Below are 14943 nucleotides of genomic sequence, written 5' to 3' on the forward strand. Positions count from 1 at the left end.
GTATTTCAGGCGGCTGCAGGATTTACATTCACTGAAGATCAAAACTGTGGGAGCGGGCTTGCTCGCGAAGGCGGTGGGTCAGTCAATATCGCTGTTGGATGTGCCGGCATCTTCGCGGGCAAGCCCGCTCCCCACAGGTATTTCAGGTGTATTCAGAACAGCTCGCTGAAGGGAATAAACCGCGCGGTGTCGCCCACTGCCAAGGTGCAGCCTTCCGGCACTTCCACCAGCCCATCGGCCCAGGACGCCCCCAACAAAACGCCTGAGCTCTGGTTCGGATACAGCACCGCTCGACCCGCTTCGAGTTTCGCCTTGAGGTACTCGCGGCGACTCCCGGGTTTGGGCCAGGCAAAGCCGACACTGACCGGGAAGCTCAACGGCTCGACCTCTTCGACCCCCTGAATCCGTAACAGGTAAACCCGGGCCAGCAGGCCGAAAGTGACCAACGCCGATGTCGGATTGCCCGGCAGGCCAATCACCGGCACGCGGCCGAAGTGGCCCACGGTCAATGGTTTTCCGGGTTTGATCGAGAGTGTCCACAGCAGCGGCTTGCCGCACTCGCGCAGCACCTGGCCGAGGCAGTCGGCGTCACCGGCGGACACGCCGCCAGTGCTGAGCATCAGGTCCGCGGCGTGTTGCAGCTGTTCGAGCTTGAGCCGCGTCTGGCGTGGCTCGTCGGGGAGAATGCCGGCATCGATGACCTCGCAACCCAATGCACTCAACCAATGGCTCAACAATGTGCGGTTGCTGTTGTAAATGCTGCCGGGCTTGAGTGGCGTGCCCGGATCGACCAGTTCATCGCCGGTGGACAGCAACGCCACCCGTGGTCGCCGCACCACCTGCACATGGGTGCAACCCTGTGCCGCCGCGACCGCCAGCTCGAACGGACCAAGGCGCTTGCCGGCCCGCAGCAACACATCGCCGACGCGGTTTTCCTGGCCTTGCGGGCGGATATTGCTGCCGGCGTTCAGTGGCTGCTTGAAGCGGATCCGTCCGTCATCCAGTACCTCGGTGTTTTCCTGCATCTCCACGCCGTTGGCACCCGGCGGAACAGGCGCGCCGGTAAAGATGCGTGCACAGGTTCCCGGTGCCAGGGCTTCGGGGGCGTGCCCGGCAAACACCTGCTGCGACACGCTCAGTGGCTCCCCGTCCCAGCCGTCGACATTCAAGGCATACCCGTCCATGGCGCTGTTCGGCCACGGCGGCAGATCGAGGGTCGCCACCAGGTCGTTGGCCAACACCCGTTGCCTGGCGGCACTTAGCGGCACCGCTTCGCTGTCTTCAATCCTGTGTGCCTCGGCCATTGTCAGCAGCCGGTCGATGGCTTGCTCCACCGACATCAGCGGTGCAGTGCTCATCCCCGCGTCCCGCAGACCTGCACGGGCTTGAGGTGCGGTACGAAATTGCACGGCCGGTGGCGAGCGTCGAGTTGCTCGGCGAGGATGCCTTCCCACGCGGTACGGCAGGCGCCCGTGGAACCCGGCAGGCAGCAGACCAGCGTGCCATTGGCCAGCCCGGCCAGTGCCCGGCTCTGCACCGTGGAGGTGCCAATGTCGAGTATCGAAATCGCCCGGAACAGCTCACCAAATCCATCGATCTGCTTGTCCAGCAAACAGGCCACCGCCTCGGGCGTGCTGTCGCGGCCGGTGAATCCGGTACCGCCAGTGATCAGCACCACCTGAATGCCGTCGTCGGCAATCCAGTTCGCCACCTGCGCACGGATCTTGTACAGGTCATCCTTGAGCAGGTTGCGCTCGCTGAGGGTGTGGCCGGCTTCCAGCAAACGACTGACGAGTAACTGGCCGGAAGTGTCATTGGCATATTCACGGGTATCGCTGACCGTCAGCACGGCAATATTCAAAGGGATAAACAACGCATCCGGTTTGACGCTCATGGGATTCTCCGACAGATATTAATTAAATAACTTTCGGAGACTAAAGCGCCCCAGCAAACGCTGTCTAATCACTCTAACCAACCAGACTATCGAGCCGCTCTATCAATATAAAAACAATAAAAGTTCAGCGACGATAGAGCCCATCGATAACCCCTTAAATACCAGTGATTGGACGCACGCCAAAGACAGTGAGATCGTCCGCACCTCACGTTTTCCGCCGTGCCTTGTGTCTTGCGCACCTGAGTCAATACTTACCCTTCACTCCCCCGTCAGCAGGTGCCGTCATGGACATCAAACAACTCAAGTTCCTGATCGCCCTGGAGCAGACCCGGCACTTCGGCCAGGCTGCCGCGCGATGCCACATCACCCAGCCCACCCTGTCCATGCGCCTGCGCAACCTCGAGGATGAGCTGGACCTGGTGCTGGTCACCCGGGGCCAACGCTTCGAGGGTTTTACCCAGGCCGGTGAGCGGGTGCTGGCCTGGGCCAGAACCCTGCTGGCCGCCCACGACGGGCTCTTCGCCGAGGCCGCCGCGTGCCGGGGCCAGCTCGTCGGCAACTTGCGCCTGGGCCTGGTGCCGCTCAGCAGCTTCAACCCCGTCACCTACATTCAGGGCCTGTCCCGCAGCTTTCCCGAGCTCAAGTACAGCCTGTCCTCCCTGAGTTCCGACCAGATCATCGAGGGCCTGGGCAACAATCAGCTTGACCTCGGGGTGTGCTACCTCGATCACGTCAACCCGAGCTATTTCGAGTTTTTCGAGATCGGTGCAACCCGCGTCGGCCTGCTGTACGACACTCGCCACTTCCATTTCGAGGGTGCGCAAATGAGCTGGGAGGATGCCGCCGAACTGCCGCTGGGGATGCTCAGCAACGGCATGCACTACCGCAAATCCATCGACCTGAGCTTTCGCAGCCGCGGACTGGCCCCACAGCCGATCCTGGAAAGCGATTCGACTTACCAATTGCTGCAGGCGATTCACGAAGGTTTCTGCTGCGCGATCATGCCGCTGGACAGCGGCCTGGAAGAACCCATCGAACACCTGTCGTTCATCGAATTGCCGGATGCCAGTGTGCTCGCCCCCCTGGGCCTGGTCATGCGCAAGACCGAACCGCGCTCGGCAATTGCCGAGAAGTGTTTCGCCGAAGCACGAACCTTATTCAGCCGGACTTCCTGAACAAGTTTCGGTTTTATATAAAACCGAAAAAGACATGTTTGGCCGGCCTGATAGACATCACCAATCGGCACATCGGAACAAGCGATTGGACGTATTGAAAAGTTACCCGTAGCCTGAACTTAATTCAGCGCTTCGAGGTTCTTTTCATGTTATGCCAAGTTGAACAAGTCGATATTCGAAGCGACACCAACGCCCCCGCACCCAAGCCGCTGAGTGTGAACTTTCGCGAGTACGACAACACCGCGTCTGTCTGTCAGGCGGCGCTGGCTTCAGAGATTGCCCTGGCAATCACCTACAACGGTTTGAGTCAGACCGTGATGATGGTGTCGCCAGGCAACCTCGAAGATTTCATCCGTGGTTTCAGCGTCAGCAACGACATCGTCGAAGACCAGAGCGAAATCCACGACCTGCGCCTCACCCGATTCGACCAGGCCGTTCAAGCAGACGTGCAGATCTCCAGCCGCGCGTTCTGGGCACTGAAGAACCATCGTCGGCAAATGGCGGGCACCAGTGGTTGCGGACTGTGCGGTGTGGAAGCGCTGGAGCAGGCCTTGCCGAAACTGCAGATTCTCGATCCGGTTGCCTTGCCGCCCGCCGAGCATTTCATCGACATTCGCGGCCGCATCGAACAGGCACAACAGATGGCCCGCAGCAGCGGCGCGTTGCACGCGGCGCTGTACTTCGACCCCCAGGGCAACGCGCTGATCTGCCGCGAAGACATTGGCCGCCACAACGCGCTGGACAAATTGATCGGTGCCCTGCAACACGCCGGCATCGACAGTCGCAGCGGCTTCACCGTGGTCACCAGCCGTTGCAGCCTGGAACTGATTCACAAAGCCGTCAGGGCCAGGCTCGGCACACTGGTGAGCCTTTCGGCGCCCACCGCCCTGACCGTGCAATGGGCAATCAAACATCGCCTCAACCTGATTCACGTCCCCCACCGGAACGCACCACGCATTTACAGCCCGGCATGATGCCTTCACCCGATCACCGCGCTGGCAAGCGCAGGAACTTCCCATGACAGACCTTTCAGATGCATCGCCCAATGGCCTGACCCACCTCGACCGTCAGGGTCGCGCCAACATGGTCGATGTCAGCGAAAAAACCTCGACGCAGCGTGAAGCCCGGGCCCAGGCCTGGGTGCGGATGCGCCCGGAAACCTTGAAGCTGATTCAAAGCAACGGCCACCCCAAGGGCGATGTGTTTGCCGTCGCACGAATCGCCGGAATCATGGCGGCGAAGAAAACCCATGAGCTGATTCCGCTGTGCCACACCCTGCTGCTCAGCTCGATCCACGTCGAACTCAAGGCCTGCACACCCGACAGCGTGAAAATTGTCGGCACGTGCCGCGTCGAGGGCCAGACCGGGGTCGAACTGGAAGCCCTGACCGCCGTCAGCGTGGCAGCGCTGACCCTCTACGACATGTGCAAGGCGGTGGACCGCGCCATGGTCATCGACGACATCCGCCTGCTGAGCAAACAAGGTGGCCGCTCCGGTCATTTCAAATTCGAGGACGCACAATGATCCTGATCAACTACTTCGCCCGTTATCGCGAGCAGCTCAACCTGGGCGGTGAAAAACTGCCCCTGACCGACAGCCTCAAGACCATCGAAGACGTGCGCCAATTGCTGATGGCTCGCGGTGAGCTGTGGAGCAACGTGCTGGGTGAAACCAACCTGATGTGTGCCCTGAACCAGGAGCTGTGCCATCCGGACCGGGTGATCGAGGACTATGACGAGATCGCCTTTTTTCCACCGGTCACCGGGGGTTGAGACATGTCGGTTCGGGTCCAGTGTGAAGTGTTCGACGTCGGCCGGTTGATCGACAGCCTGCAGGCGAACGATCCGGGCGTGGGTGCCGTGGTCAACTTCGTCGGCTACGTGCGCGACATCAATCAGGGTGAGGCGGTCGCCGGGTTGTATCTGGAACACTACCCCGGCATGACCGAACGATCGCTGCAGAACATCATCGACAACGCCAGGGCCCGTTGGCCGCTGAGAGCGGTGGAGATCGCGCATCGGATCGGCCCGTTGTCGATCAGCGAGCCGATCGTGTTTGTCGGCGTCAGCAGCCAGCATCGTCAGGCCGCTTTCGAAGCTTGTGCGTACATCATGGACTACCTGAAAACCGACGCGCCGTTCTGGAAACGCGAAGACGTGGCATGCGGTGCACGCTGGGTCGATGCCCGTGACAGCGACCGATCGGCCGCCGCGCGCTGGGCAGATGCGCAGCATCAGAAGACTATCCAACGCGCTCCGGCGTAGCTACAGTCATTGGCTCAAAGCTTGTCTGCACAAGGAATCTGCGCTTGAGCCCCACGCCCTCCCCGATTACGCAACAGGAATTGCCGAAACCCCAAGCCATCAGCCTGCGCGAAGCCTTTCTCTTCTGGCTCAAGCTCGGTTTCATCAGCTTTGGCGGGCCGGCCGGGCAGATTTCGATCATGCATCAGGAGCTGGTCGAACGCCGGCGCTGGATCTCCGAGCGGCGCTTTCTGCATGCCCTCAACTACTGCATGTTGCTGCCCGGGCCGGAGGCTCAGCAGCTGGCGACCTACATCGGCTGGCTGATGCACCGGACCTGGGGCGGAGTGATCGCAGGCGTGCTGTTTGTTCTGCCATCGTTGTTCATCCTGATTGCACTGTCCTGGGTGTACATCGCCTTTGGTGAAGTGCCCGTGATCGCCGGGTTGTTTTACGGGATCAAGCCGGCGGTCACGGCCATCGTTGTGCAGGCGGCTCACCGGATCGGCTCGCGGGCGCTGAAGAATGGCTGGTTATGGGGCATCGCCGCCGCGTCCTTCGCGGCCATCTTCGTGCTTAACGTGCCGTTTCCGTTGATCGTGCTTGGCGCGGCGGTCATCGGTTATTTCGGCGGGCGGCTGGCACCGGAAAAGTTCAGGGCCGGTGGCCACAGCGCGGCGAAAAAATCCTTCGGCCCGGCCGTGATCGACGACGACACCCCAACCCCTGAACACGCCCGCTTCAGTGGCTTGAAACTGGCACGCCTGACCGTGATTGGTGCGATCCTGTGGGCACTGCCCATGGCCATGCTCACCGCACTGTTCGGCTGGGAAGGCACCTTGACCCAGATGGCCTGGTTCTTCACCAAGGCTGCGCTGCTGACCTTCGGCGGTGCCTATGCCGTGCTGCCGTATGTCTACCAGGGCGCGGTCGGTCACTACGGATGGCTGACGCCGACGCAGATGATCGATGGTCTGGCGCTCGGTGAAACCACTCCGGGTCCGTTGATCATGGTCGTCGCCTTTGTCAGCTTTATCGGTGCCTACGTGCATCAGGTTTTCGGGCCGGACCAAGCGTTTGTCGCCGGTGCCGTTGCCGCCACGCTGGTGACCTGGTTCACCTTCCTGCCTTCGTTCCTGTTCATCCTCGCCGGCGGGCCGTTGGTGGAGTCGACGCACAACGAACTCACCTTCACCGCACCGCTGACGGCCATTACGGCTGCCGTGGTGGGCGTGATTCTCAATCTGGCGTGTTTCTTTGGCTACCACGTGCTTTGGCCCAAAGGCTTCGAAGGACGACTGGACTGGCCTTCGCTGCTGATCGCCCTGGTGGCGGGCATTGCGTTGCTGCGGTTCAAGCGCGGGGTGATCGAGGTATTGATCGGCTGCGGGTTGATCGGCCTGGGTGTGCACCTGATGTCCTGAATCAGACATTTACATGCGTCACAATCCTCCCTAGTATCCAGCCATCCCCGGATGGCTTGTTCCACTCGCCACCGACGATTTCCGCCGCCGGAAACTTGCGCCATGCGTACTTCGCCGTCAGAACAGCACCTGCTGATTATTTCGACCCAGGCCACCTCGCTGCTGGCCGTGGACGGCATTGCATGAAGCGCATCGTCAACCTGCCCATGGCCCTGCGCCGTTCCAAACTGCGTCATTCCGCACGTCCGCCGGATAGCGCCCTGCCCGCCTGATCGGCGAGCCCCCTCCTTTCGCTCCTGCTCAGCCATACACAGAACCTGTGGGAGCGGGCTTGCTCGCGAACGCGGTGTGTCATTCACCGTTGATGTCGAATGACACACCGCGTTCGCGAGCAAGCCCGCTCCCACATGACTGCGTTCGCCTGACCGGCATTGAGCTTCTCCCCAATTCTGCCTGGACACCGACATGACTCAACGTTGCAATTCCTACTACGCCGCCACCCTCAACCAGGACACCGATTACCCGACGCTGCAAGGCCGGCACCGGGTTGACGTGGTGATCATCGGCGGCGGATTCACCGGCGTGGCCACCGCCGTCGAACTGGCGGAAAAAGGCCTGAAGGTCGCGATCGTCGAAAGCCACAAGATCGGCTGGGGCGCCACCGGACGCAATGGCGGCCAGGTCACCGGCAGCCTCTCCGGCGATGAAGCCATGCGCAAACAGATGCGCCGCACCCTTGGTGACGAGGTCGACGACTTCATCTGGAACCTGCGCTGGCGCGGGCACCAGATCATCCGGCAGCGCGTGGAAAAGTACGGCATCGCCTGCGACCTCAAGCACGGCCACCTGCACGCGGCGTACAAGCCCGCGCACATGGAGGGCTTGCGCAAGGATTACGATGAAGCCGTGCACCGTGGCATGGGTGATGAGATCAGCCTGCTCGACCGCAGCCAGGTCCGCGACCTGTTGCAAAGCGACCTCTACCACGGCGCGATCAAGAACACCCGCAACATGCACCTGCACCCGCTCAACCTGTGCATCGGCGAGGCCCGCGCAGCCGAAAGCCTGGGCGCGTTGATCTTCGAAAACAGCGAAGTGCTGGAGATCATCCATGGCGACGGCCTTCACCAGAGCCCGGGCATACGTACCGCCCACGGGCACATCGAGGCCAATCAGGTGCTGCTGGCCGGCGACGTCTACCACAAACTGGAACCGGGCAAGCTCAAGGGCAAGATTTTCCCGGCCATGGGCGGCATCGTCACTACCGCGCCGCTGGGCGATCTGGCCAGACAGATCAACCCCGAAGACCTGGCGGTCTACGACTGCCGTTTCGTGCTCGACTACTACCGCCTCACCGCTGACGGTCGCCTGTTGTTCGGTGGCGGCGCCAACTACAGCGGCAAGGATTCACGCGACATCGCCGCCGAGCTGCGCCCGTGCATCGAGCAGACCTTCCCGGCGCTCAAAGGCGTGGCCATCGATTACCAGTGGAGCTGCGCGATGGGCATCGTGATCAACCGCATCCCGCAACTGGGCAAGCTGTCGGACAACGTCTGGTATTGCCAGGGCTACTCCGGCCACGGCATCGCCACCACCCACATCATGGGCGAAATCATGGGCCGGGCGATCACCGGGCAACTGGAGCAGTTCGACACCTTCGCCGCCTGCCAGCACATCCGCGTGCCCATGGGCGACCTGCTCGGCAACCCGATGCTCGCCGCTGGCATGTGGTACTACCAGATGCTTGAGCGCCTGCGCTGAGGTTGTTGGCCGGCACATTCAGCATGGATGTTGTTTGTGCCGGCCTCGATATTTGAGCTCGACATCAATTCCTGTGGGAGCAGGCTTGCTCGCGAAGGGGTCGGTACATTCAACCCATATTCAGCGGCAGTCACACCGCCTTCGCGAGCAAGCCCGCTCCCACAGATTGATCTTCGGTGGACACAAAAAACGCTCAAGCCTGCGCCTGCACCACCTCGACCCCCAACGCCCGGTAGTCCTCGACACTGCCTGACGCCACATGCTGCTCGGTGATCAGCGTGTGCACGCGATGACAAGGCGCGACGACAAAGGGTTCCACCGCGCCGAGCTTGTCCGCCGTGGTGACGGCAATCACGTGGGAGGCACAGTCGAGCATCGCCTGTTTCACCGGCACTTCATCGAAGTGCAGTGAACTGAGGCCCACCTGCGGGTGAATCGCGCAGACACCGGTAAACAGCAGATCGGCCTTGATGGCCGCCAGCAACCGCAGGGTTTCGTGGCCGCTGGCCGACATCGTCGCCGGGTTGAGCTGGCCGCCGGCCAGGATCACCTTGATGCCTTTGTATTCGGACAAGGTAATGGCCGTCATCGGCGACGCCGTGATCGCGGTGATGGCGATGTCCGCCGGCAGCGAACGCGCGATCTGCAAGGTGGTGGTGCCGGAATCGAACACCACGATCTGTCCGTCCTGCACCCGTCGCGCCGCCAGTTGCGCCAGATGGGTTTTCATCTCATCGGTTTCGCTGATCCGGGTGAAATAGTCCTTGCCCGTGTCTTTGGGCCGCGGCAACGCCCCGCCGTGCACCCGCTGCACCAGGCCGGCGCTGGCCAGTTCCGCCAGATCGCGGCGGATGGTGTCTTCGGACACCGCGAAATGCTGGCTCAACTCCGAGGCCATGACCTTGCCGTCACGTTCGAGGATCAACAGGATTTTTTGCCGGCGCACTGACGGCAGTTCGACAGCAGAATGATTGTCGTGCATGTTTTTGCTCGTTTGTGCGCGTTTTGTGCGCATGGCTGCGTGTTTATGCGAGATTAGCCAAAGCACGGGTCAAACACAAACGACCGGCCGGGAAAACACTTACCGGTATCATTTTTTTCGATCTTTCAAATCATTACAGCGAATTTTTCATTTTCCTGTGACCTGTTCAACATGGCGCCGTCACTCATGTTTTGGATGGAAACTTCATGAATATCAATTTTGCTTTTGCGTGCATGATCGTGGTCTCGTTCACGATTGCACTGGTGAACGGCTGACCGCTATCGGTGAGCCATGGCCTCTCGTCCAGCAAATCGCTAAAAGCCTGACAGATCAGGAATATGCTCTATAACCAGTGGTGACATGATTTCCGATCACGGGAACTGGAAGGCTCCCTCGGAAGTTGCTCTCTAAAAAAGCCGCGGACAATTGAGTGCCCGCCAGGAGACACCACCCATGAAAGCCCTGAAAATCGCCGCCAGCGATGGCACATCCGAATGCTTCCTGAACGCCCGGGAGGTGGTCCCGCTCAGTCAAACCGATTTTACCGACGTCGCCGTGGCCGTGGTGTCGGTCAATGATGTGCTGGCTGGAGCGTTGGACACCATTCAGCGCACCGGTTTTGATGTGCCGATTTTCCTGGTGCCCTCCCCCGGCACCAGCACCCGCCCCCGAGAAGTCTACAAACACCTCAATGACGTGCTGCTGCAAGTGAACGGCATCTTCGACCTGTCCCCCAGCAACGTCGAATACCATGGCAACCAACTGGAGACAGCGGCCAAAGCCTATGAAGAAAGCCTGCTGCCGCCCTTCTTCGATTCGCTCAAACGGTACACCGAGGCGGCAAACGCGACCTTTGCCTGTCCCGGTCACCAGGGCGGCCAGTTCTTTCGCAAGCACCCGGCCGGCCGGCAGTTCTTCGACTTCTTCGGCGAGACGCTGTTCCGCGCCGACATGTGCAACGCCGACGTCAAGCTCGGTGACCTGCTGATCCACGAAGGGCCGGCGCTGCTGGCACAGAAACACGCCGCGCAGGTGTTCAACGCCGACAAGACCTATTTCGTGCTCAACGGCACCTCGGCATCGAACAAGGTGGTGACCAACGCCCTGCTGACCCCGGGCGATCTGGTGCTGTTCGACCGCAACAACCACAAGTCCAACCACCAGGGCGCGCTGTTGCAGGCCGGCGCCACGCCGGTGTATCTGGAAACAGCGCGCAACCCCTATGGCTTCATCGGCGGCATCGACGCCCACTGTTTCGAGGAAGAGTACCTGCGCGAACTGATTGCCGAAGTCGCCCCGGACAAGGCCCAACTGCCACGGCCATTCCGCCTGGCGATCATTCAACTGGGCACCTATGACGGCACTGTCTACAACGCCCGGCAAGTGGTCGACCGCATCGGCAAGCTGTGTGACTACATCCTGTTCGACTCGGCGTGGGTCGGCTACGAACAGTTCATCCCGATGATGAAAGACTGCTCGCCACTGTTGCTCGACCTGAACGAGAATGACCCGGGCATCTTCGTCACGCAATCGGTGCACAAACAGCAGGCCGGTTTTTCCCAGGCCTCCCAGGTGCACAAGAAAGACCGGCACATCAAAGGCCAGGCCCGCTATTGCAACCACCACCGGCTCAACAACGCCTTCATGTCCCAGGCGTCCACCAGCCCGTTCTACCCGCTGTTCGCCTCGCTGGATGTCAACGCGCGCATTCACTCAGGCCGCAGCGGCCTGCGCCTGTGGGAGGACTGCGTGAAGTTCGGCATCGAAGCGCGCAAGTTGATTCTCGAAGCCTGCACCATGGTCCGGCCGTTCGTGCCGTACACCATCGAAGGGCGCGCGTGGGAAGACTACCCGACGGAAGAAATCGCCAATGACATCCGCTTCTTCGAGTTTCATCCGAAGGACCGCTGGCATGCCTTTGGCGGCTACGCCGAGAAGCAGTACTTCATCGACCCGTGCAAACTGCTGTTCACCACCCCGGGCATCGACCCGGTGGACGGCAGCTACACCGAGTTCGGTATTCATGCCGGCATCCTCGCCAACTTCCTGCGTGAAAACGGCATCGTCCCGGAAAAATGCGACCTGAACTCGACTCTGTTCCTGCTCACCCCGGCTGAAGACTGGGCGAAGATGACCCACCTGGCCGCGCAAATCGCCCGCTTCGAACGCTTCATCAGCGATGACGCGCCGATGAGCCGGGTGCTGCCGGCCATCTACGCGCAGCATCAGGAGCGCTATCGCAACTACACGATTCGCCAGCTCTGCCAGGAAATGCACGACCTGTATCGCAGCCACAATGTGCAGCAGTTGCAGAAGAACATGTTCCGCAAGGAACACTTCCCGAAAAAGGCCATGAACCCGCAGCAAGCGCAAATCGAATACATCCGTGGCAACGTCGAACTGGTGGCGCTGGCGGATGCGGACGGGCGTATCGCCGCCGAAGGTGCACTGCCCTATCCGCCGGGTGTGCTCTGCGTGGTGCCGGGAGAGATCTGGGGTGGCGCGGTATTGAAATACTTCCTGGCCCTGGAAGAAGGCATCAACGCGTTGCCGGGGTTCACACCGGAGCTACAGGGCGTCTACCTGAAACACGAAGGCGGTCGCACCCGGGCGTATGGGTACGTGATCAAGGCCTGATGGCATGCAGCAGGAGCCGGCGTGGGCCGGCTCCTGCCCAATGCCTCGATCAGAATTTTTCCGGGATGAACTTGAACGGATAGTTCGGATCCCGATAGTTACCGGGACTTTGCCGCTTGGGCAGCGTCACTTTTGCCCGTGGTACATCCTCGTAAGGAATGCTGTTCAGCACATCGCTGATGATGTTCAATCGCGCCCGCCGCTTGTCATTGGAGTTGGCGACCCGCCAAGGGGCGAATTCGGTGTCGGTGGCCTCGAACATATCGTCCCGGGCACGGGAGTAATCGTACCAGCGGTTATAGGACTTGAGGTCCATGGGTGACAGCTTCCAGATTTTACGCCCGTCGGTGATACGCTCCTTGAGGCGTCGGGTCTGTTCCTCCTGGCTCACTTCAAGCCAGTATTTGATCAGGATAATTCCCGATTCGACCAGTGCCTGCTCGACTCGAGGCACCCCGGTGAGAAAGGTGCGCACCTGCTCTTCACTGCAAAACCCCATGACCCGCTCTACACCGGCGCGGTTGTACCAGCTGCGATCGAAGATCACCACTTCACCGGCCGCCGGCAGGTGCGGCAGATAACGTTGCACATACATCTGGCTTTTTTCCCGTTCGGTCGGTGCCGGTAGCGCCATCACCCGAAACACCCGCGGACTGACCCGTTCGGTCAGCGCCTTGATGGTCCCGCCCTTGCCGGCGCCATCACGGCCCTCGAAGAGGATGCAAACCTTGGCACCCGTGTGCTGCACCCACTCCTGCAGCTTGACCAGCTCGACATGCAGCCGCGCCAGTTCCTCGAGATAAACCTTGTTCTTGAGCTTGCCGCCTTCGACCGGTTTGCTTTTCGGTGCCGCCTTCTTCTTTGCCATGCCCGTTACCTCCGTCAATGCGTTACACAGCGTCCGGAGTGCGCCCGGCCGCGTTCATTCAGCGCCGACTGCGCTGGTAATGTTCAACCGCCTGCTCCAGGTTCAGGAACATGCGGGCCTCGCCCAGCGTGTGTCCCAGCGGTGCCTTGATGACCATGGCCCAGACGCTCGGGCTCATGCCTACCAGCCACAGCGAGATGCCTTTCTCGCCCATGAGTTGTTCCGCATTGGTGAGCATTTTCAGGGCTGTGTATTCCAGGTCGAACACGCTGCGCAGGTCCAGGACCACGACTTGGGGTGTCGCCGCATCAATCAGCGGCCGGATCTTCTCGGCGATGCGCTCGGCATTGGCAAAGAACACCCGCCCCTCGGGCCGCAGCAACAGCAGTCCGTCAAAGTGTTCGTCATCGGGGTGTTCGGCGGACTGCGGCCGGTACACATTGGTGCCAGGCTTGCGCCCGAGGATGTGCACGGGTGGGTCCGATACTTGATAGGCCAAGGCCAGCAGCGAGACGATAATCGCCACGACGATCCCTTGCAGCGTGCCCAGCAGCATCACGCCGATCATGGCCACCACGGCCCAGACGAATTCGGTACGGCGCACCGACAGGATCTCGCGAAATTCCGCCGGTTCGATCAGACCCACCGAATACACGATCACCACGGCGGCGAGCGTGGCATTGGGCATCAGGCCAATCAGCGGTGCCAGCAGCAGGCACGTGCCCAATGCCAGTGCAGCGGTGACCAGTGCAGCCAGTTGCGAACGGGCGCCGGCCAGGCGGTTCACCGCCGTTTGGGTGGTCCCGCCCCCCGCGACCATGGCCCCGAGAAACGCACCGCCGATGTTGGCAATGCCAGTGGCCAGCAGCTCCCGATTCGGTTGTGGCGCGGGCTCGTCACTGCGGGCGAACGCACGCCCCGCGGCGATGGTTTCGGTGAAACTCATCAGCGCGATGCCCATCGCCGAAGGCCAAAGGGTTTCGGCCAACGACCATACCGGCAGGGTCGGCGCGGGCATTCCGATCGGCACAACGCCGACCGCAGACACACCAAAGCGCTCCAGGCCAAACAGGCTCATGCCGAGGATGCCGAGCGCCACCGCAATCAACGGTGCGGGCAGTCGCGGGGTAAAACGCTTCATGCCGACCAGCAGCAGTACCATGAACACACCGACCGCCACGGTCGGCAGGGAGGCGTGACCGATGCTCTGAACCGTGGCCAGCAGATTGTGCAGGAAGCCATCTTTGTCGATGTGAGTACCCAGCAGTTTGGGTAGTTGATCGAGCACGATGACCACGCCGATGCCGGCCTTGAAACCCACCAGCACCGGTTCGGAAATGAAGTTGGCGACGAAACCCAGGCGCAGCAACCCCGCGACGATCAAAATTGCGCCCACCATCAGGGCCAGCGTGGCGGAACCCGCCAGCAAGGTCGCCGCATCGCCATCGGGGCTGATCTGGCCCAACGCGGAGCCGGCAAGAATGGCCAGGGTGGTTGTGGTGCTGACACTGAGCGGGCGCGAGGTACCGAGCACGGCATAGATCACCATCGGCACCAGCACCGTGTACAGCCCGACCTGCACCGGCAGGCCGGCAATGGTGGCGTACGCCAGCGCCTTGGGAATGACCACGGCCGCTGCCGTCAGCCCGGCGACCACATCGCCTCGCAGCCAGTCGGGCCGGTAACTGCCGAGCCACTCCGGGATCAACAGGCTGAGCAAGGTACCCCGTTGTGGAGCGCCTGGACTCCGCTCTTGCGGATGGCTGCCTTGTTGATTCATGAGTCACTCCAGTCGCAATTCGTCCGGTGCGGATGATGAGTGGGCTCAACTGACCGCACAATCCTTTAACTGCACGCCTGACCACTGCAAACCTTCATCGACATCCAGGCGCATGTGCCAGTGGGCAATCCACGCAGGTTCGGCCAGTTACAAATGTAGCCGGTTTGCGCGGCCACGCC

13 protein-coding genes are annotated in these 14943 nt (G+C 61.3%); 8 read left to right on the forward strand and 5 right to left on the reverse strand.

Features of this window, described 5'->3' with window-relative positions; translation table 11 throughout:
- Positions 1–152: 152 nt before the first annotated feature.
- On the reverse strand, positions 153–1358 hold the full coding sequence (gene glp, locus RS887_RS18500) for a gephyrin-like molybdotransferase Glp (RefSeq protein ID WP_322616469.1): 1206 nt from the start codon (positions 1356–1358) through the stop codon (positions 153–155).
- Entirely contained in the window at positions 1355–1894 is a 540-nt protein-coding gene (gene moaB / locus RS887_RS18505) for a molybdenum cofactor biosynthesis protein B (RefSeq protein WP_057395966.1), read from the reverse strand. The genes glp and moaB overlap by 4 nt, the downstream gene beginning before the upstream one ends.
- A gap of 284 nt (positions 1895–2178) precedes the next feature.
- Here moaB and RS887_RS18510 point away from each other — a divergent pair, with 284 nt between their 5' ends.
- The 7 genes from RS887_RS18510 (at position 2179) to RS887_RS18540 (ending at position 8497) form a co-directional block, all read left to right on the forward strand.
- Positions 2179–3069 (forward strand): LysR family transcriptional regulator, encoded by an 891-nt coding sequence (locus tag RS887_RS18510; protein WP_322616470.1) that lies wholly within the window; start codon positions 2179–2181, stop codon positions 3067–3069.
- A gap of 146 nt (positions 3070–3215) precedes the next feature.
- Complete coding sequence (gene fdhD, locus RS887_RS18515) at positions 3216–4043, forward strand: formate dehydrogenase accessory sulfurtransferase FdhD (RefSeq protein ID WP_322616471.1); 828 nt, start codon at positions 3216–3218, stop codon at positions 4041–4043.
- 43 nt (positions 4044–4086) lie between these two features.
- On the forward strand, positions 4087–4593 hold the full coding sequence (moaC, locus tag RS887_RS18520) for a cyclic pyranopterin monophosphate synthase MoaC (protein WP_322616472.1): 507 nt from the start codon (positions 4087–4089) through the stop codon (positions 4591–4593).
- A complete protein-coding gene (gene moaD, locus RS887_RS18525) occupies positions 4590–4841 on the forward strand; it encodes a molybdopterin converting factor subunit 1 (protein WP_008021978.1) in 252 nt (83 codons plus the stop codon). The genes moaC and moaD overlap by 4 nt, the downstream gene beginning before the upstream one ends.
- 3 nt (positions 4842–4844) lie before the next feature.
- Positions 4845–5333 (forward strand): molybdopterin synthase catalytic subunit MoaE, encoded by a 489-nt coding sequence (gene moaE, locus RS887_RS18530; RefSeq protein WP_322616473.1) that lies wholly within the window; start codon positions 4845–4847, stop codon positions 5331–5333.
- A 44-nt stretch (positions 5334–5377) separates the two neighbouring features.
- On the forward strand, positions 5378–6736 hold the full coding sequence (chrA, locus tag RS887_RS18535; RefSeq protein WP_322616474.1) for a chromate efflux transporter: 1359 nt from the start codon (positions 5378–5380) through the stop codon (positions 6734–6736).
- 465 nt (positions 6737–7201) lie between these two features.
- Positions 7202–8497 carry an FAD-binding oxidoreductase gene (locus RS887_RS18540; RefSeq protein WP_322616475.1) on the forward strand — a complete coding sequence of 432 codons (1296 nt, stop codon included), beginning with the start codon at positions 7202–7204 and terminating at the stop codon, positions 8495–8497.
- Between the two features lie 193 nt (positions 8498–8690).
- Here RS887_RS18540 and RS887_RS18545 read toward each other — a convergent pair whose 3' ends face one another.
- Positions 8691–9479 carry a DeoR/GlpR family DNA-binding transcription regulator gene (locus tag RS887_RS18545; RefSeq protein ID WP_322616476.1) on the reverse strand — a complete coding sequence of 263 codons (789 nt, stop codon included), beginning with the start codon at positions 9477–9479 and terminating at the stop codon, positions 8691–8693.
- Between the two features lie 453 nt (positions 9480–9932).
- Between RS887_RS18545 and speF the strand changes: the two genes are divergently transcribed.
- Positions 9933–12116 (forward strand): ornithine decarboxylase SpeF, encoded by a 2184-nt coding sequence (speF, locus tag RS887_RS18550; RefSeq protein WP_322616477.1) that lies wholly within the window; start codon positions 9933–9935, stop codon positions 12114–12116.
- Positions 12117–12165: 49 nt separating this feature from the next.
- Here speF and ppk2 read toward each other — a convergent pair whose 3' ends face one another.
- Both ppk2 and RS887_RS18560 read right to left on the reverse strand, forming a co-directional pair.
- Positions 12166–12984 carry a polyphosphate kinase 2 gene (gene ppk2, locus RS887_RS18555; RefSeq protein WP_322616478.1) on the reverse strand — a complete coding sequence of 273 codons (819 nt, stop codon included), beginning with the start codon at positions 12982–12984 and terminating at the stop codon, positions 12166–12168.
- Between the two features lie 58 nt (positions 12985–13042).
- On the reverse strand, positions 13043–14764 hold the full coding sequence (locus RS887_RS18560) for a SulP family inorganic anion transporter (protein ID WP_322616479.1): 1722 nt from the start codon (positions 14762–14764) through the stop codon (positions 13043–13045).
- Positions 14765–14943 lie beyond the last annotated feature (179 nt).

Origin of the sequence: Pseudomonas sp. BIC9C (genome assembly GCF_034541995.1) — a bacterium.
Classification (GTDB): domain Bacteria; phylum Pseudomonadota; class Gammaproteobacteria; order Pseudomonadales; family Pseudomonadaceae; genus Aquipseudomonas; species Aquipseudomonas fluorescens_CC.

Excerpts from the sequence above, each read along its gene's own strand:
- moaB (WP_057395966.1), bottom strand. The coding sequence starts at position 1,894 with ATGAGCGTCAAACCGGATGCGTTGTTTATCCCTTTGAATATTGCCGTG.
- ppk2 (WP_322616478.1), bottom strand. The coding sequence starts at position 12,984 with ATGGCAAAGAAGAAGGCGGCACCGAAAAGCAAACCGGTCGAAGGCGGC.
- RS887_RS18560 (WP_322616479.1), bottom strand. The coding sequence starts at position 14,764 with ATGAATCAACAAGGCAGCCATCCGCAAGAGCGGAGTCCAGGCGCTCCA.
- moaE (WP_322616473.1), top strand. The coding sequence starts at position 4,845 with ATGTCGGTTCGGGTCCAGTGTGAAGTGTTCGACGTCGGCCGGTTGATC.
- RS887_RS18540 (WP_322616475.1), top strand. The coding sequence starts at position 7,202 with ATGACTCAACGTTGCAATTCCTACTACGCCGCCACCCTCAACCAGGAC.
- speF (WP_322616477.1), top strand. The coding sequence starts at position 9,933 with ATGAAAGCCCTGAAAATCGCCGCCAGCGATGGCACATCCGAATGCTTC.
- moaC (WP_322616472.1), top strand. The coding sequence starts at position 4,087 with ATGACAGACCTTTCAGATGCATCGCCCAATGGCCTGACCCACCTCGAC.
- moaD (WP_008021978.1), top strand. The coding sequence starts at position 4,590 with ATGATCCTGATCAACTACTTCGCCCGTTATCGCGAGCAGCTCAACCTG.
- fdhD (WP_322616471.1), top strand. The coding sequence starts at position 3,216 with ATGTTATGCCAAGTTGAACAAGTCGATATTCGAAGCGACACCAACGCC.
- glp (WP_322616469.1), bottom strand. The coding sequence starts at position 1,358 with ATGAGCACTGCACCGCTGATGTCGGTGGAGCAAGCCATCGACCGGCTG.
- RS887_RS18510 (WP_322616470.1), top strand. The coding sequence starts at position 2,179 with ATGGACATCAAACAACTCAAGTTCCTGATCGCCCTGGAGCAGACCCGG.
- RS887_RS18545 (WP_322616476.1), bottom strand. The coding sequence starts at position 9,479 with ATGCACGACAATCATTCTGCTGTCGAACTGCCGTCAGTGCGCCGGCAA.